General features: G+C 38.8%; 24 protein-coding genes and 1 tRNA gene. 14 read left to right on the top strand and 11 right to left on the bottom strand.

From position 1 onward, the window contains the following. Positions 1 to 13: 13 nt before the first annotated feature. Both CLV81_RS03815 and CLV81_RS03810 read left to right on the top strand, forming a co-directional pair. Positions 14 to 87 (top strand) — tRNA-Ala (locus tag CLV81_RS03815). A gap of 53 nt (positions 88 to 140) precedes the next feature. After that, complete coding sequence (locus CLV81_RS03810; RefSeq protein WP_106143721.1) at positions 141 to 851, top strand: SDR family oxidoreductase; 711 nt, start codon at positions 141 to 143, stop codon at positions 849 to 851. Between the two features lie 2 nt (positions 852 to 853). On the opposite strand, the gene CLV81_RS03805 is transcribed toward CLV81_RS03810, so the two are convergent. The 4 genes from CLV81_RS03805 to CLV81_RS03790 all read right to left on the bottom strand — a co-directional run bounded on the left by CLV81_RS03805 (position 854) and on the right by CLV81_RS03790 (position 9,454). Further along, positions 854 to 3,580 carry a PD-(D/E)XK nuclease family protein gene (locus tag CLV81_RS03805; RefSeq protein WP_106143720.1) on the bottom strand — a complete coding sequence of 909 codons (2,727 nt, stop codon included), beginning with the start codon at positions 3,578 to 3,580 and terminating at the stop codon, positions 854 to 856. 65 nt (positions 3,581 to 3,645) lie between these two features. Then, positions 3,646 to 5,016, bottom strand: coding sequence for an OmpA family protein (locus CLV81_RS03800; protein WP_106143719.1), 1,371 nt, complete (start codon positions 5,014 to 5,016; stop codon positions 3,646 to 3,648). 113 nt (positions 5,017 to 5,129) lie between these two features. Further along, positions 5,130 to 6,323 carry a glycine C-acetyltransferase gene (gene kbl / locus CLV81_RS03795; RefSeq protein ID WP_106143718.1) on the bottom strand — a complete coding sequence of 398 codons (1,194 nt, stop codon included), beginning with the start codon at positions 6,321 to 6,323 and terminating at the stop codon, positions 5,130 to 5,132. Positions 6,324 to 6,337: 14 nt separating this feature from the next. After that, complete coding sequence (locus CLV81_RS03790) at positions 6,338 to 9,454, bottom strand: UvrD-helicase domain-containing protein (RefSeq protein ID WP_106143717.1); 3,117 nt, start codon at positions 9,452 to 9,454, stop codon at positions 6,338 to 6,340. Between the two features lie 116 nt (positions 9,455 to 9,570). Here CLV81_RS03790 and CLV81_RS03785 point away from each other — a divergent pair, with 116 nt between their 5' ends. Continuing rightward, positions 9,571 to 10,179, top strand: a complete 609-nt coding sequence (locus CLV81_RS03785; protein WP_106143716.1) for a superoxide dismutase — start codon at positions 9,571 to 9,573, stop codon at positions 10,177 to 10,179. Positions 10,180 to 10,839: 660 nt separating this feature from the next. On the opposite strand, the gene CLV81_RS03780 is transcribed toward CLV81_RS03785, so the two are convergent. The 4 genes from CLV81_RS03780 to purN form a co-directional block, all read right to left on the bottom strand. Then, positions 10,840 to 12,738: an amidophosphoribosyltransferase gene (locus tag CLV81_RS03780; protein ID WP_106143715.1), complete on the bottom strand. Its 1,899-nt coding sequence runs from the start codon at positions 12,736 to 12,738 to the stop codon at positions 10,840 to 10,842. A 42-nt stretch (positions 12,739 to 12,780) separates the two neighbouring features. Then, positions 12,781 to 13,707, bottom strand: coding sequence for a PfkB family carbohydrate kinase (locus CLV81_RS03775; RefSeq protein WP_106143714.1), 927 nt, complete (start codon positions 13,705 to 13,707; stop codon positions 12,781 to 12,783). Positions 13,708 to 13,793: 86 nt separating this feature from the next. Continuing rightward, positions 13,794 to 14,429: a ribonuclease H1 domain-containing protein gene (locus CLV81_RS03770; RefSeq protein WP_106143713.1), complete on the bottom strand. Its 636-nt coding sequence runs from the start codon at positions 14,427 to 14,429 to the stop codon at positions 13,794 to 13,796. Further along, on the bottom strand, positions 14,416 to 14,997 hold the full coding sequence (purN, locus tag CLV81_RS03765) for a phosphoribosylglycinamide formyltransferase (protein ID WP_106143712.1): 582 nt from the start codon (positions 14,995 to 14,997) through the stop codon (positions 14,416 to 14,418). Before purN ends, CLV81_RS03770 begins: the two co-directional genes overlap by 14 nt. Before the next feature lie 160 nt (positions 14,998 to 15,157). Between purN and CLV81_RS03760 the strand changes: the two genes are divergently transcribed. The 5 genes from CLV81_RS03760 to pyk all read left to right on the top strand — a co-directional run bounded on the left by CLV81_RS03760 (position 15,158) and on the right by pyk (position 19,507). Then, entirely contained in the window at positions 15,158 to 15,391 is a 234-nt protein-coding gene (locus tag CLV81_RS03760; protein WP_009778413.1) for an acyl carrier protein, read from the top strand. Positions 15,392 to 15,491: 100 nt separating this feature from the next. Beyond that, positions 15,492 to 16,739: a beta-ketoacyl-ACP synthase II gene (fabF, locus tag CLV81_RS03755; protein WP_106143711.1), complete on the top strand. Its 1,248-nt coding sequence runs from the start codon at positions 15,492 to 15,494 to the stop codon at positions 16,737 to 16,739. A 12-nt stretch (positions 16,740 to 16,751) separates the two neighbouring features. Further along, positions 16,752 to 17,489, top strand: a complete 738-nt coding sequence (rnc, locus tag CLV81_RS03750) for a ribonuclease III (RefSeq protein ID WP_106143710.1) — start codon at positions 16,752 to 16,754, stop codon at positions 17,487 to 17,489. A gap of 111 nt (positions 17,490 to 17,600) precedes the next feature. After that, positions 17,601 to 18,062, top strand: coding sequence for an IPExxxVDY family protein (locus CLV81_RS03745; protein WP_106143709.1), 462 nt, complete (start codon positions 17,601 to 17,603; stop codon positions 18,060 to 18,062). Positions 18,063 to 18,064: 2 nt separating this feature from the next. Beyond that, entirely contained in the window at positions 18,065 to 19,507 is a 1,443-nt protein-coding gene (gene pyk, locus CLV81_RS03740) for a pyruvate kinase (protein ID WP_106143708.1), read from the top strand. Between the two features lie 15 nt (positions 19,508 to 19,522). Here the strand turns inward: pyk and CLV81_RS03735 are convergent, their stop codons facing one another. Further along, a complete protein-coding gene (locus CLV81_RS03735; protein WP_106143707.1) occupies positions 19,523 to 20,044 on the bottom strand; it encodes a PAS domain-containing protein in 522 nt (173 codons plus the stop codon). A 174-nt stretch (positions 20,045 to 20,218) separates the two neighbouring features. On the opposite strand from CLV81_RS03735, the gene CLV81_RS03730 reads away from it, so the two are divergent. The 3 genes from CLV81_RS03730 (at position 20,219) to CLV81_RS03720 (ending at position 22,326) form a co-directional block, all read left to right on the top strand. Then, positions 20,219 to 21,067 (top strand): helix-turn-helix domain-containing protein, encoded by an 849-nt coding sequence (locus CLV81_RS03730; protein WP_106143706.1) that lies wholly within the window; start codon positions 20,219 to 20,221, stop codon positions 21,065 to 21,067. Positions 21,068 to 21,353: 286 nt separating this feature from the next. Continuing rightward, positions 21,354 to 21,899, top strand: coding sequence for a carboxymuconolactone decarboxylase family protein (locus tag CLV81_RS03725; RefSeq protein WP_106143705.1), 546 nt, complete (start codon positions 21,354 to 21,356; stop codon positions 21,897 to 21,899). A gap of 37 nt (positions 21,900 to 21,936) precedes the next feature. Continuing rightward, entirely contained in the window at positions 21,937 to 22,326 is a 390-nt protein-coding gene (locus CLV81_RS03720; protein WP_106143704.1) for a cupredoxin domain-containing protein, read from the top strand. A 53-nt stretch (positions 22,327 to 22,379) separates the two neighbouring features. On the opposite strand, the gene CLV81_RS03715 is transcribed toward CLV81_RS03720, so the two are convergent. Beyond that, complete coding sequence (locus CLV81_RS03715; RefSeq protein WP_106143703.1) at positions 22,380 to 22,961, bottom strand: TetR/AcrR family transcriptional regulator; 582 nt, start codon at positions 22,959 to 22,961, stop codon at positions 22,380 to 22,382. Positions 22,962 to 23,189: 228 nt separating this feature from the next. Between CLV81_RS03715 and CLV81_RS03710 the strand changes: the two genes are divergently transcribed. Then, positions 23,190 to 23,621 (top strand): COG2426 family protein, encoded by a 432-nt coding sequence (locus CLV81_RS03710; protein WP_417935418.1) that lies wholly within the window; start codon positions 23,190 to 23,192, stop codon positions 23,619 to 23,621. Position 23,622: 1 nt separating this feature from the next. On the opposite strand, the gene dinB is transcribed toward CLV81_RS03710, so the two are convergent. Then, on the bottom strand, positions 23,623 to 24,732 hold the full coding sequence (gene dinB, locus CLV81_RS03705; RefSeq protein WP_106143701.1) for a DNA polymerase IV: 1,110 nt from the start codon (positions 24,730 to 24,732) through the stop codon (positions 23,623 to 23,625). 10 nt (positions 24,733 to 24,742) lie between these two features. On the opposite strand from dinB, the gene CLV81_RS03700 reads away from it, so the two are divergent. Further along, on the top strand, positions 24,743 to 25,240 hold the full coding sequence (locus CLV81_RS03700; protein ID WP_245911915.1) for a CYTH domain-containing protein: 498 nt from the start codon (positions 24,743 to 24,745) through the stop codon (positions 25,238 to 25,240). Further along, positions 25,228 to 25,719 (top strand): YciI family protein, encoded by a 492-nt coding sequence (locus CLV81_RS03695; protein WP_106143699.1) that lies wholly within the window; start codon positions 25,228 to 25,230, stop codon positions 25,717 to 25,719. Before CLV81_RS03700 ends, CLV81_RS03695 begins: the two co-directional genes overlap by 13 nt. The last annotated feature ends 1 nt before the right edge of the window (position 25,720 follow it).

Genomic DNA, 25,720 nt, shown 5'->3' with positions numbered 1-25,720 from the left:
TTTGCGCTCGCTTGGGGGATTAGCTCAGTTGGCTAGAGCGCTTGCCTGGCAGGCAAGAGGCCACCGGTTCGAATCCGGTATTCTCCACTAAACCACCTGACTCTAAGGGTGGTTTTTTTGTTTACTTCTAATTTTGGAATATGGATTTAAAAGGAAAGGTAGCGTACATTACAGGTGGATCAAAAGGGATAGGATTGGGTGTTGCCAAGGCTTTACTTGATCAAGGCATGAAGGTGGCCATAAGTGGCAGGAACCCAAGTAGCCTCTCCACGGCAATAGAAACTTTGGGCAATTCTGATAATGTCTTAGGGATAACTTCGGACGTATCTGTTTTTGAAGATGAAGTCAAAGCAGTGAAGGATGTTATTGAGAAGTGGGGCCAGCTTGATGTAGTCTTAGCGAACGCTGGGGTTGGTCATTTTGCGCCAATTGATGAGATGGAATTGGACAAGTGGAACCAAATGATCAATACAAACCTAAATGGGGTATTTTATACACTCAAGGCCTCGGTAGAAGCTCTTAAAGCTTCAGAGGGCTATTATATTACTTTGGCGAGCCTGGCAGGGACCAATTTTTTTGCCCAGGGTGCTGGTTATAACGCCACTAAGTTCGGTGTGGTAGGTTTTACGCAGGCAGCCATGTTGGATTTGAGAAAGTACAATATCAAGGTAAGTACCATTATGCCCGGTTCCGTTGCCACCTATTTTAATAACAACCAACCTTCTGAGAAGGATGCATGGAAAATACAGTCGGAAGACATTGGGCAAATAGTGATTGATTTGCTAAAAATGCACCCGAGAACCTTACCCAGTAAGATTGAGGTGAGACCCTCCCGACCTGATTTGAAATAGCTTCAATTTTTATCCGTAAAGGGAATCTCAGGATTGTAAATCTCCATGATAAGTGCTTTCAGTTGATTTTGGAATTCTTCCAAAACACTTTCATTTATTATAGGATTGTTGTTGAATGAAAACTGGAGGAGTCCATTCTTTAAATTCTTTATGGCATAAATACCTGCTGTAACAGTGCTACTTCCATTATGCTTATTGAGAAGATATGCATAGCATAAAAGTTGAAAGGCTTTACTTTTTTTATCGTTTAAAATAAGCTCTTCCCATTCTTTTATCCGTACATCCCTTGATTCCGTATTACCTGTTTTGTAGTCAATTACACGGATTGTTCCATCGAATTCATCTATTCTATCTATAAATCCTTTAAGTGTAATCGGATGGGATATTTCGTTGAAATTTAAGGTAGTTTCAAATCGTTCCTCAAGATGTAATAGCTTTATTTGATGTTTCTCTACCAGTTGGGATTCCATCTTGATGAAGTTCTGAATATAGCGTTCTATGACGTGGAATATCAAAAGATATCTCCCTTTTTCTGTATCTGCACTAGGCAAATGTGTGCTGAACGATTTTTTTATGGTAGGTCTTATATGGCTACGAATCAAAGTGATACTTTCCTTATTCAGGATAGTGCCCAAATAGGGTTGGTAAAGTAGAAAAAGTGCTTCATGAATAATTGTTCCAAAAGTGTTTGCCGCAATGCTCTCTTGAATTTCAATGGAATCTGGAAGCTGTAAGACATGCTTTTTATAAAAATCTATAGGGTTTCTTATATAGTTACTCAAAGATGTTGGGGAATACCCTTTACTACCCAAAGCTTCTAAACTGGAAAGTAAAAGCGAGGTTTTTGTTATTTGCTCCTTATTTTGTGGTTCAATGTGGATTCTTGGAGTTGCTATTTTATGGGAAACAACGGATTTTAGATTATGGTCTGTCAACAATTGGGAAATCAATCTGCTTCTTTCGCCACCTTCCAGAACATCAGGTTCTGTATTGTAGATAATGTAGACATTTTTTGCGCGTTGAATTAAGCGGTAAAAATGATAGGTGTAAATCGCATCCTTTTCTTTATATGTAGGAAGACCATATTCTCTTTTCACATCAAAAGGAATGAATGAACTATTGTTTTTTCCCGCTGGAAGTATTCCTTCATTCACCGAAGTAATAATTACTGTTTCAAAGTCCAAAGTTCGACTTTCCAAAACACCCATTAGCTGCAAACCTCCGATAGGTGAGCCAATGAAATCAATGCTTTCTGTGGTTGCCAATTGTTTAAAAAAGCTATGTACGGTTTTAATGTTTTTGATAAAACCGATGGCGTTTATCTGTGTTTTCAGTTGATGGAATAGATTATAAAAAGTGTACACGTATTGTAGCTCTACCGCGTTTTTTTCCTTTTGAAAAATCTCTTTTAAACGAGAAATTATGAATAAGCAATATTCGATTATGGAGTTGGGAACCATAGCTTCATCTGGAAACAAGTTTGGGTCAATATCATATTGGGCTAGATAGAGCGATAAAGCCTTCGGTTGTACATAGGTTGTATTGTTGGTTTTTAATGATTGTATAATATTATCCGAAAAATGTACTTTACTATCCTCGCTGATAATTTTGAAGTAGGGGTTGCTCAGCAAATTCAATACGTTTTTATAAAACCATCCCTTGTTCGTTGTGTCTTCAACCAACTCAAAAACAGAAACAAAAAGGGAATACAAGAGGGTGTTCTTTAAGGATATACCCATAGTTATGTTTATGTTTTCAATCTCGGTTGGAACTGCCTTGGTCATCGGAAATAGCAAAGACTCGTCAGCAAGTACAACAGCCAGATTATCTGAAGAAGCTGATTTTATGGCTGCTCTCTCCTTAAGTATTTCTCCAACATATTTTGTTTGTGAGACGCTCTTTGGCACTCCAGTGATTTCTATGGTCTTGTCTGATAAAAAACGGTTATGAATACCTTTCGGGTTGTTTTTAACATAATATGGCCATTCGGAGATATATCGTCTTATAAATAGACCAGCATCATGTATGGGATCATCCAAAAAGTACAAATCAATATCCCAATATACCTCACATTCAGTATGGGCAAGAAGATGTTGGATTATTTCTGATTCAGCAGAGTTAAGTGCATTAAAGCCCAAAAAGACGATAGGGCTTTTAATGTTTTCCTCGGTGTATTTAGCAATGTTTTGAGCTGCGATTCTGTAGATAAGGCCTTGGTGTGCTATTTTTTTGGTAATCAACCTTTTGCTGAAATCATGATATAGGGATTCTATATTTTCCCAAAAGTCCAAATACTCTTTAACCAATCTGGTTTTCTTGGGTTGTAATGACCAATGATCGAGTTCTTTGATTGATTTTAGATAGTTTAGAATCTCGTTTGCGGGTAATAGGTACCTGTCTATTTCGTTAAAGTCCTGTAGTATAGTTTCTCCCCATTTTAAGAAAGTATCGAAATCATCCAAATCTTTAATAGGCAAAGTTTTGTATGATTCATATAGGATCAATAGGAGTTCGATATTTGATGCCTTTTTCAATCCAGAGACTTCTTGAACAAAGTCTTCTATAGAAGAAATAGGTGGGGTGAAAATGTTTTTGTTGAGTATCTCGCTTAAATGGTGTTTGAGAAAAACTCCTGATCGTTTACTGGGAAGAATATAGGTGTTGTGTTCAATTGAAGAACCATTTTTGGTTAAATCCTGAAGAACGAATTCAATAAACGATTGGTGCATGACCAAAAATAAAAAAGGCCCTGCATGTGCAGAGCCTTTTTATAGAAAATTAATTTTCTAACGTATTATTTAACTAGGTTGATTTCAACCCTTCTGTTTTGTGTTCTACCTGATCTTGTGTTGTTGGTAGCAATTGGCTTGTCTTCACCATATCCTATAGCTGTCAACCTATCAGCTCCGATTCCTTTATCGATAAGGAAATCTCTTACTGAATTAGCGCGCTCTTCAGAAAGTCTCTGGTTAGTTTTTGCACTACCTACACTATCAGTGTGACCTTCAACTGTAAACTTAGCGTTAGGATATTCATTCAAAATTTGAATGATGTCTACCATTACTGTAGTTGACTCAGCTTTAATGGAAGATTTTCCAGTATCGAACAAAATAGTTCTAGCGTAATCGTTCAATTGCTTTTGAACTTCTTCAGTAACTTCTGGGCATCCATTGTTAGCAACCGTTCCAGCAACATCAGGACATTGATCATCTTTATCCAATACTCCGTCACCGTCTCTATCTGGCCATGGGCATCCTTTGTTTTCAGCAGGACCAGCTTCGTTAGGACAAGCATCGTCTTTATCAGCAACACCGTCGCCATCAGCATCAGGACAACCGCTTAATGCAGCTAAACCAGCTTCGTTAGGACAAGCATCGTCTTTATCCGCGATACCATCACCGTCAGAATCAGGACAACCGTTCATTTCAGCTGTACCAGCTTCATTTGGACAACTATCTTTGCCATCTTCGATACCATCACCATCAGAATCAGGACATCCATTAAACTCAGGAAGACCAGCAACTTCAGGACAAGCATCGTCTCTATCATAGATACCATCTCCATCAGTATCAGTACCTCCAAAACGGATATTCAAGCCTGCCAAGTGTTGGAAATGGATAGGAACATTATCTTCAAAAACATGTTTGTACTGAGTCTGCAACATAAATCCAAGGTTATCAGTGAACCAAATGTTAACACCAACACCTCCATTTACAGTACCTGCACCAATTTCATCAACCCAAGTGTAACCACCACCTATCTCCGCGAATGGATCAATAGTAGTGTTTTTCAAAAAATTGTATTTGATGGTACCGTCAACTGCATAAAAGGACAAATCGTCCACGCTGACATCTCCTAGATTTTCAATTCTATTTAAAGAACCTCTAACACCAACAGAAAAACCATCGCCAATGTAACGCCCTACAGAGACAGTGGAAACGGAAGGCAAGATGTTCCAATGGTCATTTGCATTAAAGTATTCGTCAAAAAGACCACCTGCTTGGAAACCGAAATTAGTCAAGGCTTCTTCGTCATTGGTAGGGAATACGTCTATCGCATTGATACCAAAACTAATTTGCCATGGATTATTTTCGTCTTGCGCTTGGATGTTGTTGAACCCTACAAATACAAGGGCAACAACCAATAATTTGCTCAGATGTTTCATGTTCAAAATTTTAAGTTTAAGTGTTTATCAGCTGCAAATGTAAGTTGTTAAGAACTATTAACAAAATCAATTTTTCATTTTTTTTAACGTATTACATGGGTAAAAGAGTGCAGTTAAACGATTTTTAGAGTTTGACCTACTTTGATAAATGCGGCTATGGCTTTATCCAAATGTTCCCTTTTATGTGCTGCTGACAATTGTACCCGTATTCTTGCTTTTCCTTTGGGCACTACAGGATAAAAGAATCCGATTACATAAATATCTTCTTCCAACAGCAAGTCGGCCATTTGTTGGGATAACTTTGCGTCATAGAGCATTACAGGAACGATAGCCGATTCACCGTCAATAATATCGAATCCCGCTTTTTTAAGGCCTTCTTTAAAATAGGTAGTGTTCTCTTGCAACTTATCCCTTAATGAAGTATCATCAGACAAAAGTTGAAATACCTTTATGGATGCGCCTACTATAGCAGGTGCCAAAGAATTGGAAAACAAATACGGCCGGGAACGCTGGCGTAACATTTCAATGATTTCTTTTTTCCCGGTGGTATAACCCCCCATGGCGCCTCCTAGTGCTTTCCCCAGTGTTCCAGTTATAATGTCAATCCTGTCCATCACACCCTTTTCTTCTAAAGTCCCTCGTCCTGTAGCTCCTATAAAACCTGCAGAATGACATTCGTCTATCATGATCATCGCGTCATACTTGTCAGCCAAATCACAAATCTTGTCCAAAGGGGCCAATAAACCATCCATGGAAAATACCCCATCTGTGACTATAATCTTAAACCGAGCACCATCTTCTTGACTCTGTTTTAATTGAGTTTCTAGATCTGCCATATCGTTATTGGCATACCGATATCTTTTTGCTTTACACAATCTAACACCATCAATAATGGATGCATGGTTGAGCGAGTCTGATATGATGGCATCTTCAGCGGTAAGCAATGGTTCGAAGACACCGCCATTGGCATCAAAGGCAGCAGCATATAAAATGGTGTCCTCTGTACCATAAAAGTTGGCTATTTCCCGTTCCAATTGTTTATGGATGTCCTGAGTGCCGCAAATAAACCGAACGGAAGACATTCCAAATCCATGGGAATCCAAGGTGTCTTTTGCTGCTTGAATTACTTCAGGGTGAGAGGATAGGCCCAAGTAGTTGTTGGCACAAAAGTTAATGACCTCCTGACCTGTTGAAATCTTTATGACAGCGTCTTGGGGTGATGTAATAATACGTTCTTTCTTGAATAATCCAGCTTCTTTTATGGATTCCAGTTCCTGCGAGAGATGGGTTTTAATTTTTCCGTACATGGTAAATTTAATGTTTAAAGGAAGAGCGGTTGAATCTCTTCACCAATGTATACAATAATAGTGTTCTTAATTGAGAATCCCATAGTTTTTAGGGCTTCACCATATCTTGTTATTTGGATTTTGTGTTTATCAGTTGGTTTACCGGTTTTAAAGTCCAATATAGTGGCTTCATTTTCTAAAACTGCAATTTTATCAGGACGAAGTTTCTGCCCATCTGACATTAAAATCTCTTGTTCATTATATATGGTATAGGGTTTCGAGAAATAGGGTGCAATCAATGGATGATTTACCGTTTCTTTTATGTACTCGGCCACTTTCTTAAAATCATAAGCTTGAAAAACCGCTTTTAACTCTAGTTGTTCCAAAACATTGGCCATATCCTCAAGATAGGTTATTTCTGATAAGGCATAATGGACGAGGTTCCCAAGTTCAATGGCTTCACCTGCCTCCGTGCCCCATAACTGGCCCTGAATGGTTGCAATTGAGTAATCATTCTCCATAAAAGCTCGGGTATGGTATGAGATGTTAAAACTTGCAGGACTTTCTTTTGAATTTAGAATTGAAGGTTTGGGGAGTTTGCCAAAAGCATACTCGTTCTTTTCTTCATCATACAGGTTTTCGTTTTGCAAATAAAGTTGGAACAGTTGAGCATAGGTGTTGGCATTTTCCAGTTCAGAGGTATGTTTTACTTTTTCGGTTAAGATATACAGTGCTTTTTCAGCCCTGGTAAGAGCAACATAAAGAACATTCATAGTATCCATCTGGGTTTTGTGTTCTTCTTCCAAGTAGGCTTGTTGCGCATTTTGGGGATACATCCGCATATCTGCGGTAACATTCATTAATACGTTTTCAAGAAGACCTAGATTCAAATCCATACCTTGAGAATTCACCCAGATTTTTTTTCTCTTATCATTGATTTTGGAATTGGCAAAGGGATAAATCACCACAGGAAACTCCAACCCTTTCGACTTATGGATGGTCATTATCTTGATGGCATCCACAGAATCCGGTGCTGCAACGGAAAGCGACTCCTTTTTCCGTTCCCAATGTTCCATAAAAGCTGGAATACCAGGACCATTTTTTCTTTCCACTTCCAGCACTTCGTCCATTAAAAAGGTAATGTATGCTTCAGAGCCTTGAGAAATCCCGATTTTCAAAATGGCATGCTCCAGTATTTCAAATACAGATTTATTGGAGAGGCTTTCCAAGATGAAACCATATTCTTCTGATAGGTAGCTTTTGGAGGAGTCAATATGGGCAGCAATAAAATCGTGTTTGTTTTCTAACTTTTTAAAATCACATAGGAACGATAGCACCTCATAACCAAAGACTTTATCCCTTGGGTTGTCCATCAGTTGCAGTAATGAAATTAGAAAAGACACCACTCTATTTTGAGCCAGTAAAAGTGAATCAGAAGATATAATAGGAATGTTCTGTTCAGAAAGATGATTGGCCAAAAGTGCTCCTTTGGTGTTGTCTCTGACCAAAATGCAGATGTCTCGATAATTGTATCCGTTCGAAATCAATTCCAAAACAATGTCCAAGACCTTATTGCAATACAGTTCGTCTTTTTCTGTATTCTCTACCATGGAAATATTCACATAGCCTCCAATAGAGCTGTTATGTTTTTGAACGCAGCTTTTGAGAAATAAATCTCTGTATGAATCATTTTTAAGAAGATTCGCTGAGTAGGAGAAAAAAGCATTGTTGAAATCTATGATTTTTGAAGAGCTTCTCCAGTTGGTGTCCAGATGGGCTATATGGGGAGCAATTACAAAAGGGTTTTCCTGGGAATCCAATAAATCCAAAAACTGTTCCGTATTTCCTCCCCGCCAACGATAGATAGCCTGCTTTACATCACCTACAAGGAACAATGAACCTTGCTTTTCCTGTTCCCCTTGGCTTTCAAGAGCATTGGATATTAGAGGAACCATATTGTCCCATTGCATTTTAGAGGTGTCTTGAAACTCATCAACAAAATAGTGGCGGTATTTTTCCCCAAGCCGCTCGTAGATGAAAGGAACAGGTTGGTTTTTGATTTCTTTTGAAATCAATTGATTCAAAGCAGAAATAGGAATAGTATCATTTTCTTCTTCCAGTCTTTTTACCTCTTTGGATATTTCATTGAGTACGGTTAGCGGAACAATATTGGAGTAAACATTTTTCAGAAAAGCTCGGGCGTAAATTGTTTTTTTTAGGCCAAGAAAGTGTTCAAGTAGAAATGATGAAAGTTCTGTGGTATCCCTTGAATCATTCGCCTTAAGAATTTTACCCTGAATCAAGTTTTCTTCCAGCTTATTATTGTAGAGTGCTTTCGGGGTGTATTCGCCATCAGCTATCCTTTTAAAATGATTTGGAAGTGTTTTTCTAGGGAAATCTTCAGGTAGAAAGCCAAGGGTCTCGATTTTTTCCAAAGCAAGTTTAGCCAAGGACACCATTTCTTTGTCAAGCTGTGCAACATGGGAAGCAATATGGGTCTGCGCTGCTTTAAAGTCAGCTATCGATGTTTCTTTAAGTTTTTCTAAATGAGAAAAGTGGTTTTCCTGAAACAACAGCTTTCCGCTTTCCATGAGGTCAAATACAATGTTCCAACTCTTGTTTTCCTCAATTTTTTCCAGCGAAAAATCAAGTAAGGCGCGCGTTAGGTCATCGTTTTCCCCTGTTCGTTCCAATAAATTGGAAATTGCTTTCTCCAAAAGAACAGCTACATCCAATTCCACCTCAAAGTTTTGTGAAAGCTGGAGATCTCTTGCAAAGGTTTTAATCAGTTTGTGGTTAAATTTATCAATTGTGGAAATCTCAAAGAAAGCATAGTTATGCAAAATTTGCTTCAATAAATAGGCACATCGCTTCTGCATTTGTTGCGGACTAAGAGCAATTTCGACACAAAGTTCCTTGAACATATCATTCTCGTTTTCTAAGATATCAGGTTGCGAGAACCTAAAAAGGCTGTCCAAGATTCTAGATTTCATCTCACCGACCGCCTTATTTGTAAAGGTGATGGCCAGCATTCTTTTGAAGCGGGTGGAAGAATTTCCGGAAAGTAATAATTGAAGGTACTTTTTGGTCAGCGCATACGTCTTACCAGAACCGGCTGAAGCATTATAGATGACAAAGTTGGAATCCTTCAAAAGTTTTTTTGCAAATTACGCATAACCCTTCTTAACTTAATATTGGATTGCCATGAAATAGACGATAAAACCGTATTTTTACAGGAAGCAATTAATAACTTAAAAATGATATAATTATGGCTTTTGAATTACCTAATTTGCCCTATGCGTACGATGCGCTAGAGCCTCATATAGATGCCCGCACTATGGAAATCCACCATACAAAGCACCATAATGGGTATACCACAAAATTAAATGGCGCAATCGCCGGAACCGATTTGGAAGGTAAGAGTATTGAAGATATTTTGTCTGGCATGGACATGTCCAACGGAGCAGTAAGAAATAACGGAGGAGGTTTTTATAACCACTGTTTGTTTTGGGAAGTAATGTCCCCGAATGGAGGAGGAGCTCCTTCAGGTGATTTGGCTTCCGCTATTGACGAGGCCTTTGGTTCTTTTGATAGCTTTAAGGAGAAATTTACTTCGGCCGCAGGAACCCGATTCGGCTCTGGATGGGCTTGGCTTTGTGTTCATAAAGGGGGAAAGTTGGAGGTTTGCTCTACTCCCAATCAGGATAATCCACTAATGCCTGATACTGGATGTGAAGGATACCCAATTTTGGGATTGGATGTTTGGGAACACGCATACTACCTTAACTATCAAAACAGAAGACCAGATTACATTTCGGCTTTTTTCAATGTAATTAACTGGGATAAAGTTTCTGAGTATTACAATGCCAACAAATAAGCAGGTTTAGAAAGGATTCTATCTTAAAAAAGCAGCCCGATAATCAGTAAGATTACCGGGCTTTTTTATTGTAAAACTTCGCAAATAGAAAAGGGCGGGAAAGCTCCCACCCTTTTCGTCCCAAATCTTACCATAAACTTAACCTACTTATGCTATGGCAAAACTAAATTACTGGTATTGTGAGAAATAACAAAAGTTTTTAAAGAAATTTTTGATTTGAGGAGTGAAAAACAAAAGGTAGAAAACCTTAAAACCTTGGGGTTCAAATACAAAGAAGACGGAACATTGTTCCGCCTTCTTACCCCAAATCTTACCATGAACTTAACCTACTTATGCTATGGTTCTCCAAAAGTAAGGTGACCCTGTTGTAGATGAAAAGCTTTTAGACGAAACCCCAGTAATTTGGTTGAATTACCATATGAGTCGAGAGAAGACACGAATGCCAAGGAAAAGGACTACGAAGAGAAAAGAAAGTTGGATGGAAAATAAAAAAGGTGGAAAATTTTCCACCTTTTTTGCCCCAAATCTTACCATGAACTTAACCTACTTATGCTATGGCAATACTAAAGTAGGTTTGACATTTACGTGATTGCCAAAAACCCGACAATATGCAGGTTTCATCGACGAAATGCACACATTAACTTATTGTTAATCGTAGTGTTAATATGCCCTTTCGTTTTTGCCCTCGTAGAAATTGATAAAAGCCCTGTTCACAACTCTGTTTCCACCAGGCGTTGGATAATCTCCAGTGAAATACCAATCTCCTAAATTTTGTGGACACGCTTTATGAAGATTATCAATGCCCTGGTAAATGATTTCTACCTCTGCTTTGATTACTTCGGGTTTTAATATCTCTCCGATTTTTTGAGAAACCTCTTGAGCGCTGAATGGAGCGTAAAATTCTTTAACGTGGTTGACGGCTTCAGTATCTTTTGAATTTTTATGTTCAATACATTTTTGATAGATGTCATCGACAATGGACATAGTACCTCTTTCTTTATGCAGCTCCAATGCAGCTCTAAAAGCTACAAAGTCTTCCAATTTAGCCATATCGATACCATAACAATCAGGATAGCGAATTTGCGGAGCGGATGAAACGACCACAATTTTTTTCGGATTCAATCGGTCCAAAATCTTAAGGATACTTTTTTTAAGGGTAGTACCACGTACAATACTATCATCTATAATGACCAAGTTGTCGTTGGGCTTCACAGAGCCGTACGAAATATCATAAACATGGGTAACCAAATCGTCACGACTACTGTCTTGAGTAATGAAGGTCCTAAGTTTGGCATCCTTTATAGCCACTTTCTCTATACGTGGTCTTACATCTAAAATAGCGTTCAGTTTCGCTCGGGTAATATTGTTTCCCAAAGACAAAATCTGTTCTTCCTTTTTACGATTCAAATAATTCTGGGCTTCTTTGACCATTCCCAAAAAGGAAGTTTCAGCGGTATTTGGGATATATGAAAAAACGGTATTCGTCAAATCGTCATTAATAGTTTTCAAGATTTGAGGAAAAACCAGTTTGCCAAGCATTTTTCGCTCTTGATAGATTTCTTGGTCACTTCCCCTAGAAAAATAAATACGCTCAAAAGAACAGGCCTTTCTTTCTTTGGGTTCAATAATTTGCTCTAGATGGACGCTCCCCTTTTTCTTTATTATTATAGCATGCCCCGGGTCAAGTTCCTGTACTTGTTCAAAGGGAACATTGAATACGGTTTGTATGGCTGGCCTTTCCGAAGCAACTACCACTATTTCATCGTCTTTGTAATAGTAAGCCGGGCGAATACCTGCAGGATCACGAAACACAAAGGCATCACCATGGCCCAATAGCCCGGCCATAGCATAACCACCATCCCAATTTTTGGATGATTTGCGTAGTATTTTGGCAACATTGAGTCTCTTGGCAATAATTGGAGAGGCTTCTCTTTTGCTATACCCTTCTTTTTTAATATCCTTGTAGATTTTGGCTACGGCATCATCCAAGAAATGGCCAATTTTTTCCATTACGGTAATAGTATCTGCCAATTCCTTTGGATGCTGTCCGAGTTCCACAAGATTTTCGAAAAGCTCTGTAACATTTGTCATGTTAAAGTTTCCGGCCACAATAAGGTTACGATGCATCCAATTGTTCTGCCTTAAAAAAGGGTGTACGCTTTCGATGCTATTTTTACCAAACGTGCCATAACGTACATGTCCCAATAGAAGCTCACCAATGTATGGGATGTTCTTCTTTTGCAGTTGCACGTCATCTTCAAACTCGGGATGCTCTGCCAAAACATTGTTTATACGATCATTGATTTGGGCAAAAATATCTTGGATGGGTTGTTGTTGTATGGACCGAACCCTGCTCATATACCGCTCTCCTGGGTTCATATCCAATTTTATACTTGCAAATCCAGCACCATCCTGTCCTCGGTTATGCTGTTTTTCCATCATGAGGTACATTTTGTTCACCCCATAAAATGCCGTACCATATTTTTCCTTGTAGTATTCAAGAGGTTTAAGCAAACGGACCAGTGATATTCCGCATTCGTGCTTAATAGGATCACTCATAGCAAAAAAATAAAAAGGCCCTGAGAATTCTCAGGGCCACACTTATGTTAATTCTATATTGAATTGTGTTAATTCTTTAAACTGCGCCAATCGCAGGTCGACCTCATGTTTTTCTAAGTCGAGCATGCGTTCGGTACCAAAGCGTTCTACACAGAACGATGCCAAATTGGAACCTTGAACTATGGCATTTTTTAAACTTTCAAACGAAATGTTTTTGGTCTGCGCCAAATATCCTGCAAACCCACCTGCAAAAGTATCTCCCGCTCCTGTTGGGTCAAAAACCTCTTCCAAAGGAAGCGCAGGGGCAAAAAAGATGTATTCCTTATGGAAAAGAAGCGCTCCGTGCTCTCCTTTTTTTATGACCACATATTTTGGCCCCATATTTTGAATCTTAGCTGCTGCCTTCACCAAGGAATGCTCTCCCGTCAGCTGTCTAGCTTCTTCATCATTAATTGTGATGACATCTATCAATTTGATGACTTCCATTAATTCATCCCAAGTGTTGTCCATCCAAAAGTTCATGGTATCCAGAACGGTAAGCTTTGGTCGAACCTTCATTTGCCGAATTACACTCAATTGAATATTGGGGTGCAAGTTCCCGAGCATGACGACATCCGCGTCTTTGAAATCTTCTGGGACCACAGGGTCGAAATCACCCAAAGTATTCAATTCCGTTACCAAGGTATCCCTGGAATTGAGGTCGTTGTGATATTTTCCCTTCCAATAAAAGGTTTTTCCTCCTTGGATTACTTCAACACCGGTTACATCAATATCTCTTTCCTTCAAAAGGTTAAGGTATTCCTCCGGCAAATCATCCCCTACTACGGAAACGACACCTGCATCAACCCTAAACTGACCGGCGGCCAAACCTATAAATGTAGCCGCACCGCCCAATATTTTTCCCGTTTTTCCAAAAGGGGTTTCTATTTCATCAAAAGCGATTGATCCAACAATCAATAATTTGCCCATTCACAAAATTTTGCTGCAAATATACGGTTACATATTGCATTTGAAACATTCATAAATACATTTGGTGAAAGGGAATTGATTTGTCATTATTTCCTTCCATAATCCGCTGGGATTTCTCCCCATGCTTTGGTTTCCCATTTAACCAATATAGTATCGTACGTATTCTCACGTAACCATTCTTCTGCTCGAGAGATTAAATGAAAAAGCTCTTCGTTTTTTTTGGTCTTAGTAAGTTTTGTGCCGCATCTTTTCTTTTTTACCCAACCCATGGCTATTTTAGAATCTGAATATAATATTCTGGAACTACCTTTCTTTTTTAGAAAAGCAAGACCGTGGACTATGGCTAAGAATTCACCTATGTTGTTTGTGCCTTGGTCAAAGGGACCCTGTTTAAAAAACACCTTTTTGGTTTTAGTATCAACACCTTGATATTCTACTTTTCCTGGGTTTCCGCTGGATGCAGCATCAACGGAAATGGAGTTGTAATTGGGTTCACCGATGCGGAGCAGTTCTGCTTTGGATAGTGTTTTCTTTTTGGTGTTTGTTCCTTTATAATCCTTGTATTCGCCCTTATATGCTTTTTTTGCTTCGGAGAATTCCAAAAAGGCTTTGTATTGAGCGCCTTGGTAGCCCTCTATTTGAGCCTTGCAATCGGACCAAGATTCATAGATTCCGGGTTTTTTACCCTTCCAGACCACATAGAACTTTTTAGTCTTCGCCATTTTGCGAATTTAATAGGTCTTCAATGATTTTTGGGAAATACTCGTATTCCAACTGATGTACCTTATTGGCAATACCGTCAATATCATCTGAAGGTTCAATTCCAACTTTAGCTTGATGTATGATCGCTCCTTTATCGTAATGCTCATTAACATAATGGATGGTTATCCCAGTTTCAGTTTCGTTATTGGTCTTTACGGCTTGGTGTACATGGTCACCATACATTCCCTTACCACCGTACTTGGGTAGGAGGGCGGGGTGAATGTTTATAATCCTTCCGGGAAATGCTCTTATTATATTCAGAGGTACCTTCCAAAGGAAACCAGCCAAGACTATAATATCCGGTTTGAGAGAACGTAATAACCCCACTACGGCATCGGAATTGGAAAACGCCGTTTTGTTGAAGTAAAATGCAGGAATTTGAAGCCTTTTAGCACGCTCAAGCACCTTTGCCGTACTTTTGTTGGTTAAAATAGCGGCAACTTCTATACCTTCTTTATCTTCAAAATAGGTGGAAATCCGTTCGGCATTGGAACCATTGCCAGAGGCAAGAATTACTATTCGTTTCATCTAAATAAGTACAATTTTGAATGGGCAAAGTTCAAAAGGCTAAAGTAACGTTCTCATTTGTAAGAAGTTTGATTTGAGCACAATTTATCGACAAATAGTGTATTTAATCCAAAGTTTTATATTTTTGCCAACGATTTAAATTTTTAAAACCAATATAATTATGTCAGACATTGCATCAAGAGTTAAGGCTATCATCGTTGATAAACTAGGTGTAGATGAGAATGAAGTAGTAGCTGAAGCTAGCTTTACCAACGATTTAGGTGCGGATTCCTTGGATACTGTGGAGCTTATCATGGAGTTTGAAAAAGAATTTGACATCCAAATACCTGATGATCAGGCCGAAAATATTGCTACAGTTGGTCAAGCCATTAGCTATATTGAAGAAGCTAAATAATTTATGATATTTTATCAAATGATGTAAATTATCCATGCGATACCAAATCGCATGGATAATTTTTTTTTAATTTAGGTTTTTAAGGGTAAAACATAGTTCAATGCAGTTAAAGCGTGTAGTAGTTACCGGAATGGGAGCACTGACCCCCATAGGTAATAATTTAGAAGCTTATTGGGAAGGACTAAAGAATGGCGTTAGCGGTTCGGCACCCATTACATATTTCGACACAGAAAAGTTCAAGACCAAATTTGCTTGTGAACTTAAAGGATATAATCCACAGGATTTTTTTGACAGAAAGGAAGCTAGAAAACTAGACCGTTTTGCACAGTACGCCTTGGTTTCTTCGGATGAAGCTATTCAGGACTCTGGCCTTAATCTGGACGAAATAGATAAATTTAGGGTAGGTGTTGTTTGGGGCGCTGGAATTGGAGGTCTTGAAACTTTTCAGAACGAAGTGATTGGTTTTGCCAATGGAGACGGAACCCCAAGGTTCAATCCTTTCTTTATTCCAAAGATGATTGCGGATATCGCTCCTGGAAACATTTCCATAAAGCATGGATTTATGGGACCAAATTATACCACGGTCTCGGCATGTGCCTCTTCGGCCAACGCACTTATTGATGCCTTGAACTATATTCGTTTGGGGCATTGTGATGTAATCGTTACCGGTGGAAGTGAAGCCGCCGTAACCATTGCAGGTATGGGAGGATTCAATGCCATGCACGCACTTTCCACAAGAAATGAAAGTCCAGAAACCGCTTCCAGACCTTTTGATGCCACAAGGGATGGTTTTGTTTTAGGTGAGGGAGCTGGAGCACTTATTTTGGAAGAATACGAACATGCCAAAGCTCGTGGAGCAAAAATATATGCTGAGGTTTTGGGCGGAGGACTTTCCAGTGATGCCCATCACATGACAGCACCGCATCCTGAAGGAATTGGCGTGGTTCGGGTTATGGAAAATTGCTTGGAAAATGCAGGATTGAAACCAGAAGATGTAGATGCCATCAATACGCACGGAACGTCAACCCCTCTTGGTGATGTCGCTGAATTGAAAGCTATTTCCAAGGTTTTTGGAGATCATGCATCCAATATCAATATCAATTCTACAAAGTCCATGACCGGTCACTTGCTTGGTGCGGCTGGAGCCATTGAAGCCATCGCCTCCATTCTGGCCATTGAGCATGGAATGGTACCACCTACCATAAACCATAGCGTGGTAGATGAAGAAATTGATGCTTCCCTCAACCTCACATTGAACAAAGCTCAAGAGCGAGATGTAAAAATTGCCATGAGCAATACGTTCGGTTTTGGGGGTCATAATGCTTGTGTACTTTTTAAAAAAATATAGCGAAGCCAAAGCATGAGATTAACGTCAAAAATATTTAACTCCCCACCGAAAACGGATGGGGATTTTTTTTTGGCGATGAAAAAAATATTAGGGTTTAAACCTAAAAACACTGAGATATTCAAGAGAGCTTTTCTTCATAGGTCCATGAACATAAAAGATGAAGAAGGGAATCCCAAGAATTACGAAAGACTTGAATTTTTAGGGGACGCGATGCTCGGAACCATCATCTCAAAGCACTTATACAATGAGGTTCCAGGAGGTGATGAAGGCTATCTAACTAAAATGCGTTCCAAGATAGTAAGCCGAAAACACCTGAATGAATTGGGTAAGGATTTAGGACTGTTGGAGCACGTGGAAAGTCGGATTCCCAAATCCCATTTTGGGGATAATATTCATGGTAATGTTTTTGAAGCCTTGGTGGGGGCAATTTACTTGGATAGAGGATACAGCTATTGTGAACGATTTATCTATGACCGAGTCATCAATCCCTATGTGGATATTGAACAGTTGGAAGGAAAAGTCATCAGTTACAAAAGTTTGGTAATTGAATGGTGCCAAAAGCAAAAAAAACCTTTCAACTATGAAGTTTATGAAGATACCGGCAACGATGAATACAAGCATTTTGCTGTAAAACTTACCATTGGCAACAAGATTATGGCCAAAGCCAGAGCCACTTCCAAAAAGAAAGCGGAGGAAAAAGCATCGAAACGAGCATACTTCGCACTCCAAAGCCGTATCGATGTGTCCTAACTTTAAAAAAAGGTAAACTCAAACGTTTTCGTAATTTTTTCCATGCGTTGCTTTATATATAGCTAGGCTGTATTGCGTATTAAGACTATATTTACAGTTCGCATTTAGGACATGTCAGCCACTCGAAAAATAATAGAGGCGTATTACGATGATGATTTTCAGTTAATTGCCATCCATAGTGGTATGGAAGATTTTTCGTTAGCCTATTCACTTAACAAAGGTTGCGAATTGCAGTTGAAGAGAACAGATAACGACCTAAGCTATGGTGAAAATCTCTTATTTTCAATGTTTGATTGGGAAGACGAAATCAACCAGAATTATTGGGTGCTTTTTACAAACAGTTGTGATCAGGAAATAGGAATTTCCGAAGGCCTCTTCACCAATGATGTTTCCCAGAAGACAGATTTTTTGGTTTCTGAACATAAAGAGGTGGATTATTTTTTGAGGATTGACACGGATGACATGGGGATAATGGACAAAACGGTAAAGGCTATCAATGCTATGCCCAATATAGTTACAGCATACTCCATAGACCCAAACGCATTAAAATCGAAAAGCAATTTAATCTTTTAGGAATGCCAACAAGAAAGAAGACCAAGGTTGTAGCAACACTAGGTCCTGCCACCAGCAAGAAAGAAACTCTTAAGCAGATGATATTGGCGGGTGTTGATGTATTTAGAATCAATTTCTCACACGCTTCTCATGATGATGTTGCCGAACGTATCAAAATGATACGTGAACTCAACGATGAACTTGACATGAACACCTCTATACTTGCTGATTTGCAAGGACCAAAATTGAGAGTTGGTGTTATGGGAGGAGAAGCAGTGGTAGCTCCTGGAGATACCGTGAAGTTTGCAACTGGAGAACCTTTTGAAGGAAGTGCTGAGCGAGTTTACATGAATTACGCCAGTTTTCCGAAAGATGTAAAACCTGGCGAAAGAATACTCTTGGACGACGGTAAGTTAATCTTTGAGGTAAAATCCACAAATGGTGTCGACGAAGTGACCGCTGAGGTAATCCAAGGGGGTCCCTTGAAATCTAAAAAAGGAGTGAATTTGCCCAATACGGCTATTTCGCTTCCTGCTCTTACCGAAAAAGATATTGTTGATGCTGTTTTTGCAATCTCTCAAGAAGTGGATTGGATTGCACTGTCATTTGTAAGGCATAGTCAAGACTTAATCGATTTGCAAAACCTGATTAATCAGCATTCCGAACATAAAATACCGATAGTTGCCAAAATTGAAAAACCAGAGGCGGTTGATAACATCGATAAGATTGTAGCCTACTGCGACGGTTTGATGGTAGCACGTGGTGATTTGGGAGTGGAAGTTCCCGCGCACGAAGTGCCTTTGATACAAAAGCAACTGGTACTACGTGCTAAAAAAGCGAGAATACCGGTTATCATCGCCACTCAGATGATGGAGACGATGATTACAAGCTTAACACCAACACGTGCAGAGGTAAACGATGTGGCAAATTCCGTTATGGACGGAGCAGATGCCGTAATGCTTTCTGGAGAAACATCTGTAGGTAATTATCCTGTTCAGGTAATCGAGAAAATGTCCAGTATTCTGATAAGTGTTGAAGGTTCTGCCCTAATCAATGTTCCGCAGACTCCGCCGCACATCAGAACCAAAAGATATATTACAAAATCTGTTTGCTACCATGCAGCTTTAATGGCCAACGAGATACAGGCACAGGCCATATCCACTCTTACCAATAGTGGATACACGGCGTTTCAAATATCGGCATGGAGACCCAGTGCGCATATTTTGGTTTTTACTTCCAACAAGAGGATCCTTACCCAATTGAATTTGTTGTGGGGCGTAAAGGCTTTTTACTACGATAAATATGTTACAACCGATGAGACCATTGAGGATGTGAATAACATCGCTTGTAAGAAAGGGTTTTTAGATGTTGGGGATATGCTAATAAGCCTAGCGGCCATGCCTATTAAAGACAAGGGTATGGTAAACACATTGAGGGTTACGGAAATAGAGAGCTGTCCCGTTTAGACGACTAGTAAATAATTAGGCAACCTCTTTTTCAAAAGCTATAAAGTTAACAACCTTACCTTTTCTGTTGAAAATAGGTTGTCCTTTTATCCAACAATTGTAGATTGAGCCATTTTTACGGTAATTGGTAATGGTAGCTTCAAAAGGAAGGAGTTGCTTAATAGCCGCTGAAATCTGTTTCGACGTTTCCTGACATGTTTTTTCTCCCTGAAACATCTTTGGCTTGTTTCCAATAATTTCTTCCGGGGAATACCCATTCATTGAAAAAATGTTTTGGGTGGCATAAACAATGTTCAGTTTAGGGTCAGTTACCACTACAACGTGGTCTTTGTCCAAAATCTCCTCACGGAGCGAGATACCTTTATTCCAATCCTGCTGTCTGGCCAAAGTAGCCAAACTTTTAATGTCACTTAGGTTTTTACATACCTTATTAAAGTGCTGTGCATAAATGTCCAACGAACTAAGAGGATAGCTATTTATCTCTAATTTTCCGTAGAACTTGCATAATGCCTCATCGTAAAATTTGGTACTTTCCATATTCAATACTATAAAAAGTTTAACTCGCGCAGAAATCTAAATAATATATTAACATTTCTGTTTAATCATTTTAGTGAAATTAACTGTAAAATCCCTGTAAGCATCAACAAGAAATGGGGACAAACTGTAATAAATTCAGGGTTTTTCAAAACATTAAACAAAACTATTTTGGACATGAAATACGAATATCAAGATTCAAAATTAGGATCCATAATTGGTTTTACGGATAACATTCAAAAGAATATTAATCACTTTTCAATAACCCAAAACACCATCAAATTTTTATGGAATAGAAATGAAAAACCTGTTGATTTTACCGTAGATAATATTCCGGTGGAGTTACCCCCCAATCATTTGATGACCATTACCTATTTGCATAAAGTAAGTTTTGAAAAATCGGAATTACCCATAACGGGAATCTTGTTCAATAGGGAGTTTTATTGCATTGCTGACCATGATAGTGAAGTATCCTGTAATGGAATTTTGTTTTTTGGGACACAGGATATCCCCATTATTGCTGTCAAGGAAAATCAGAAAAGGAAATTTGATTTGTGGCACGAGGTTTTTACCGAAGAATTTGGAACACCAGATAACATTCAAGGAGATATGCTTCAAATGTTATTGAAAAGACTGATTATCATGAGCACACGTTTGGCCAAGGAACAACTCATAGTGAAGACTTTGAACAATGAACAAATCGATACCATAAGAAAGTTCAATTTTCTGGTTGACTTACATTACAGGAGCAAAAGAAAGGTAAGTGAATATGCGGAACTCCTTTTCAAATCCCCCAAAACCCTTTCTAATTTGTTTTCCATCTACAACCAAAAGCCTCCACAACAAATTATTTTGGACCGTATTGCTCTCGAAGCGAAAAGGATGATGCATTTTACGGATATGCAGAATCAGGAAATAGCATACGAACTAGGCTTCAACGACCCTGCGCATTTTAGCAAATTCTTCAAGAAAATGACGCATATGACCCCTTCGGAATATCGAGAAAACAAGGTAATAGCTGCTTAAGGGAAATTTCGACAAGCGGTCGGGAAATTGTTGCTAACACTCACCTTGACTTTCACCGCATCTTTGCTCAGAAATTAAAAGAAAGGTAAAGATGAAAACATCGGAAAAGTCAATTTTCAACTTAATAGAGATTTTCGGGAATAACAGAAAGTCTGAATTCCAAACCATCTCACCAAAAACACATTGTGAGCAAAAACATCATCATGATTTTTATTGTGATGCTGAAAAACCCTTTGTATCCAATATTCAATTTTAAACAATAACACATTTTATAATTATTACGATTATGAGCAATTTTAATGTACCCACAAGAGAAGAAGTAAGCAGCAACAATCAAGCTATATTCGATAATTTGGAAAAAGCTGTTGGCTTTGTTCCCAATCTTTTTGCAACCTATGCACATTCTGAAAATGCACTAGGAAACTATTTGACATTATCCAATGCCAAGACTTCTTTGAATGCCAAACAAAAAGAAGTAGTAAACCTAGCCGTAAGCCAAGTAAATAACTGTATTTACTGTTTGTCTGCGCACACCGCTATTGGAAAAATGAACGGTTTCACAGACGAGCAAATTCTTGAACTAAGAGCAGGCGAGGCATCTTTTGACAATAAATTGGATGCTTTGGCAAGATTGGCCAGAAATATTACGGAGAATAGAGGAGCCACGGATAGCGAGGTTGTAGACAACTTTTTCAACGCTGGTTGGACCAAAGAAAACATGATTGATACCATCGTTTTGGTAGGTGATAAAACGATTTCTAACTATATCCACAAAACTACGAATGTACCTGTAGACTTTCCAGTAGCACAACCTTTGGAAGCAACAGTATAATTCTGAAAAGATAAAACCCAATTTAAATCATAGAAAAATGAAAAACGCAATTTTAGTTTTAGTATTCGCTTTTGGAGCCCTTTTTACAGCTGAGGCACAAGATGCAATGAAGGACAAGGCTGTGAAGACCATAGCTTTGGAACAGACTTCTGGTGAATTTACCCAGAAACAAATTACAGTTTCGGAAGGAACCTATGTTTTTGACATTTCCAATAATGGTGTAGGTCATGATGTTGGTTTTGTATTGGTAAAAAAAGGATTGGATGTCAGCAAACCTGAAAATCACATTCAAACAGCTTATGTGACTCAACCAGTAAAAACTGGTGCATCTCAAACATCAAAAGCTACTAAACTGGAAAAAGGTGAGTATGTTTACTTCTGTCCTTTGAACCCAACTTCTACCGACAATACGTTGATAGTAAAATAGCAAATTGAATGCTTTTAGTTTGAAAAGGCGCGCCTATATAGGGTGCGCTTTTTTTATGACTTCATGTCCAAGTTGGAAAAAAAAGATGGAGCTATGGTTTTGGCCAGATAGATGGGCCAGGCATTTTTGTGCAAATAGGCTTCGGTAATGGCACTGTCATACAACATATATATCCCGCCGGAAACCTTTTCCACTTCCGCTTTGGAAACGTTATGGATGTTTTCCAGTACAACATCCCCTAAATAAAGCAACAACTCCTTTTTGTGTTTTTGTATGGTGGAAAAAATACGCTTCTGTTTAGCTGAGAGTTCACCTAGGGTCTTTAAGGCCCAGCATCCAAAAAAGGTATCTTCTCTGTATAAATCGGTTAGGTAATCAAAGATGGCCAAAAGTTGGTTCTTGCCTTTTTTCCTTCGACTTACATATTGTTTCAAATCGTCTAGAAATTCTTCATGCCTTTGAGTCAAATATGCTATGCAAATATCTTCTTTGGATTTAAAGTGGCTATATAGCGTAGCCTTTGCAATACCACACTTGTTTATTATCTCATTTATACCTGTGGAGTTATATCCATTTGTATAAAACAAATCTCCTGCGGTAGAGATGATTTTTTCATGTAAGGTTGATTTCTGCATAGCATAAAGATAAAAAAAGACAGTTGGGGGTTTTACATGTGAACAGCAGGAACAATATATAGGTGCTTTATTGCGAGCCAATCATACAGTTCTCTCATCGGGAAAGTTATCCACCCAGGGCTGTCAAATTTTATATTTTTTTTAATGCTTCAGTAAAAAGAAAAAGAATTTTTCATAAGTATTTTTGCAGTTCAAAAAAAAGCTGTGATACTGGATTTAATACTGGCAATGTTGTGGAGCTTATCCCCATTTGGGGAGGCAAAGGTCGGTATACCTTATGGTATCATGAAGGGACTCAACGAATACGTCGTATTTATTTTTTGTTTTCTGGCAAACATTGCTGTATTCCCTTTAATGATGTTTTTCCTGGATAAAATCAACCGATATTTTTTGAAGTGGAGATTCTATAAAAAATCTGCACTTTTCATCGCGAAAAGGGCCAAAACCGGTTCGGGAGAGAAAATTGAAAAGTTTGGTTTTTTGGGCTTGGTGCTATTTGTTATGATTCCTCTGCCCGGTACGGGAGTATATGCAGGGAGTATAGCATCTTATCTGTTTAAAATTGAAAGAAAACAAGCCTTTTTTGCAAATATGACTGGAATTTTTTTCTCGTCCTTAATTGTCTGGTTGATTACAGTTTTCTCAACCAATGGGGTTTGACCTAAAAATCAAAGCGTAGCTGGACCAGAATTTCGTCTTTCTCCTTCTTTTCTTCTTCTGCCTGTTCCTTTTCAGTGTTTAGGTTACCCAAAGAAATTCCCAACAACCGAACAGAGTCCTTAAGAGGGGCCTGGTACAACAGCTCTTTGGCGGTTTCCAATATTAGACTCTTGTTGGAAATATAATAAGGGAGGGTCTTGCTTCGGGTATTTAGTGTAAAATCACTGTATTTTATTTTTAAGGTGACCGTTTTACCGGCAATTTTAGATTTTTGAAGCCTTCTTTCAAGTTCCGAAGCGATATTTTCAAGCCTTTCCAACATAAAAATCTCACTGCTCAGATTTTCAGAGAAAGTGCGTTCGGCACCGACAGATTTCGGAATGCGATGCGGTTTCACTTCACTGGTATGTATACCTCTGACCACATGGTAATAATATCGTCCACTTTTTCCGAAGGTCTCATCCAAAAACTCCAACGATTTTTGTTTGAGGTCGCTTCCAGTAAAGATGCCGAGTTTGTACATTTTTTCAGCTGTGACTTTTCCCACCCCGTAGAACTTTCGGATGTCCAAGTTTTCAAGAAAGGTGATAACTTCCTCAGGATTGATGGTTTTTTGGCCGTTGGGTTTGTTGATATCGCTCGCTACCTTCGCAATAAATTTGTTGATTGAAATTCCAGCTGAGGCGGTCAATCCAGTCTTATCCAATATTTTTTGTCGAATCTCTTTGGCAATCAACGTAGCTGAAGGATTGCCTTTTTTGTTTTGGGTAACGTCCAAATACGCCTCATCCAAGGAGAGGGGCTCCACCAAATCGGTATACTCAAAGAAAATATTTCGCACTTGAAGAGATATTTCCTTGTACCGGTCAAAACGAGGTCTGACAAAAATAAGGTCAGGACAGTTTTTCTTGGCAATATAACCGGACATGGCACTTCGTACTCCATACTTGCGGGCTTCATAGCTCGCCGCAGAGACAACACCTCTTTTGGACCCGCCACCTACCGCAACAGGTTTCCCTTTCAACTCAGGATTATCGTGTTGTTCAACAGATGCATAAAATGCATCCATATCCACATGGATTATCTTGCGTAATGGAAAATCAAAGGCCACACTCAAATTTATGGCTATATTTAATAGGATGGAACATTTGGAAATTGAACGCAAGTTTTTGGTGAAATCCGATGAATATAGAGAGCAGGCTTTGTCAAAAACCAGAATTATACAAGGTTTTTTGAACACCCATCCTGAGAGAACCGTTCGGGTTCGAGTAACAGGAGAAGTTGGTTTTTTGACGGTAAAGGGAAAATCCAATGTATCTGGAACCTCAAGATATGAGTGGGAAAAGGAAATTGAAAAAGAGGAAGCGCTCTCCCTAATGAAACTATGTGAGCCAGGAATTATTGACAAGTATCGATATGAAGTGGATTTTGAAGGAAAGCTTTTTGAGATTGATGAGTTTGCGGGAGATAATTTAGGATTGGTAATTGCTGAAATCGAGTTGAAAAACGAAAACGAAACCTTTGAAAAGCCAGGTTGGCTTGGAGAGGAGGTCACTGGAAAGGTGGCATATTATAATTCACAACTTATTCAAAAACCGTACAACCAATGGAAAATGTAAGAATTCTATGTTTTTTGGCATGTTTTATCATCTTTTCTTGCAAGCAGGGAGTAACTCCTAAACCTGTGGAAGAGGAAATGCCCAAAGAGGAAAGTACTTCCCAATTGAAAGCGAAATTGACCAATGAGGGGTATCAGATTTTCGATTTTGTAGATGAGGAGACCAAGGACACCATTTTGATGCAACAGTATTTTATGGCCTTTTTAAAGACAGGTCCTAATAGAAATCAAAGCAAATCGGAATTGGACAGTTTGCAAATATTGCACTTGACTCATCTCAAAAGAATGTATGACGAAGGCTATGCTGATATTTCAGGCCCTTTTGGAGATGATGGAGAAATACGGGGGATTACCATTTATAACGTACCTACCTTAAAAATGGCTGATAGTTTAGCAAACCTGGACCCTATGGTAAAAGCCGAGAGGTTAGAAATAGAAGTGCATCCTTGGTGGGCCGCAAAGGGCTATCCATTAAGATAGT

The sequence above is a fragment of the Flagellimonas meridianipacifica genome (genome assembly GCF_003001695.1).
Taxonomy (GTDB): Bacteria; Bacteroidota; Bacteroidia; order Flavobacteriales; family Flavobacteriaceae; genus Flagellimonas; species Flagellimonas meridianipacifica.
Note: the sequence above shows the minus strand (reverse complement) of the source record. Positions and strands in the feature narration are given on the sequence as shown.

Bases quoted from the DNA above. Each gene is read 5' to 3' on its own strand.
- CLV81_RS03695 (WP_106143699.1), top strand. From the start codon at position 25,228: ATGGAAAATGTAAGAATTCTATGTTTTTTGGCATGTTTTATCATCTTT.
- CLV81_RS03810 (WP_106143721.1), top strand. From the start codon at position 141: ATGGATTTAAAAGGAAAGGTAGCGTACATTACAGGTGGATCAAAAGGG.
- CLV81_RS03720 (WP_106143704.1), top strand. From the start codon at position 21,937: ATGAAAAACGCAATTTTAGTTTTAGTATTCGCTTTTGGAGCCCTTTTT.
- pyk (WP_106143708.1), top strand. From the start codon at position 18,065: ATGCCAACAAGAAAGAAGACCAAGGTTGTAGCAACACTAGGTCCTGCC.
- CLV81_RS03800 (WP_106143719.1), bottom strand. From the start codon at position 5,016: ATGAAACATCTGAGCAAATTATTGGTTGTTGCCCTTGTATTTGTAGGG.
- CLV81_RS03730 (WP_106143706.1), top strand. From the start codon at position 20,219: ATGAAATACGAATATCAAGATTCAAAATTAGGATCCATAATTGGTTTT.
- CLV81_RS03710 (WP_417935418.1), top strand. From the start codon at position 23,190: ATGTTGTGGAGCTTATCCCCATTTGGGGAGGCAAAGGTCGGTATACCT.
- rnc (WP_106143710.1), top strand. From the start codon at position 16,752: ATGAGATTAACGTCAAAAATATTTAACTCCCCACCGAAAACGGATGGG.
- CLV81_RS03715 (WP_106143703.1), bottom strand. From the start codon at position 22,961: ATGCAGAAATCAACCTTACATGAAAAAATCATCTCTACCGCAGGAGAT.
- CLV81_RS03745 (WP_106143709.1), top strand. From the start codon at position 17,601: ATGTCAGCCACTCGAAAAATAATAGAGGCGTATTACGATGATGATTTT.
- kbl (WP_106143718.1), bottom strand. From the start codon at position 6,323: ATGTACGGAAAAATTAAAACCCATCTCTCGCAGGAACTGGAATCCATA.
- CLV81_RS03780 (WP_106143715.1), bottom strand. From the start codon at position 12,738: ATGAGTGATCCTATTAAGCACGAATGCGGAATATCACTGGTCCGTTTG.
- CLV81_RS03775 (WP_106143714.1), bottom strand. From the start codon at position 13,707: ATGGGCAAATTATTGATTGTTGGATCAATCGCTTTTGATGAAATAGAA.
- purN (WP_106143712.1), bottom strand. From the start codon at position 14,997: ATGAAACGAATAGTAATTCTTGCCTCTGGCAATGGTTCCAATGCCGAA.
- CLV81_RS03785 (WP_106143716.1), top strand. From the start codon at position 9,571: ATGGCTTTTGAATTACCTAATTTGCCCTATGCGTACGATGCGCTAGAG.
- fabF (WP_106143711.1), top strand. From the start codon at position 15,492: ATGCAGTTAAAGCGTGTAGTAGTTACCGGAATGGGAGCACTGACCCCC.
- CLV81_RS03700 (WP_245911915.1), top strand. From the start codon at position 24,743: ATGGCTATATTTAATAGGATGGAACATTTGGAAATTGAACGCAAGTTT.
- CLV81_RS03805 (WP_106143720.1), bottom strand. From the start codon at position 3,580: ATGCACCAATCGTTTATTGAATTCGTTCTTCAGGATTTAACCAAAAAT.
- CLV81_RS03735 (WP_106143707.1), bottom strand. From the start codon at position 20,044: ATGGAAAGTACCAAATTTTACGATGAGGCATTATGCAAGTTCTACGGA.
- CLV81_RS03770 (WP_106143713.1), bottom strand. From the start codon at position 14,429: ATGGCGAAGACTAAAAAGTTCTATGTGGTCTGGAAGGGTAAAAAACCC.
- CLV81_RS03725 (WP_106143705.1), top strand. From the start codon at position 21,354: ATGAGCAATTTTAATGTACCCACAAGAGAAGAAGTAAGCAGCAACAAT.
- CLV81_RS03760 (WP_009778413.1), top strand. From the start codon at position 15,158: ATGTCAGACATTGCATCAAGAGTTAAGGCTATCATCGTTGATAAACTA.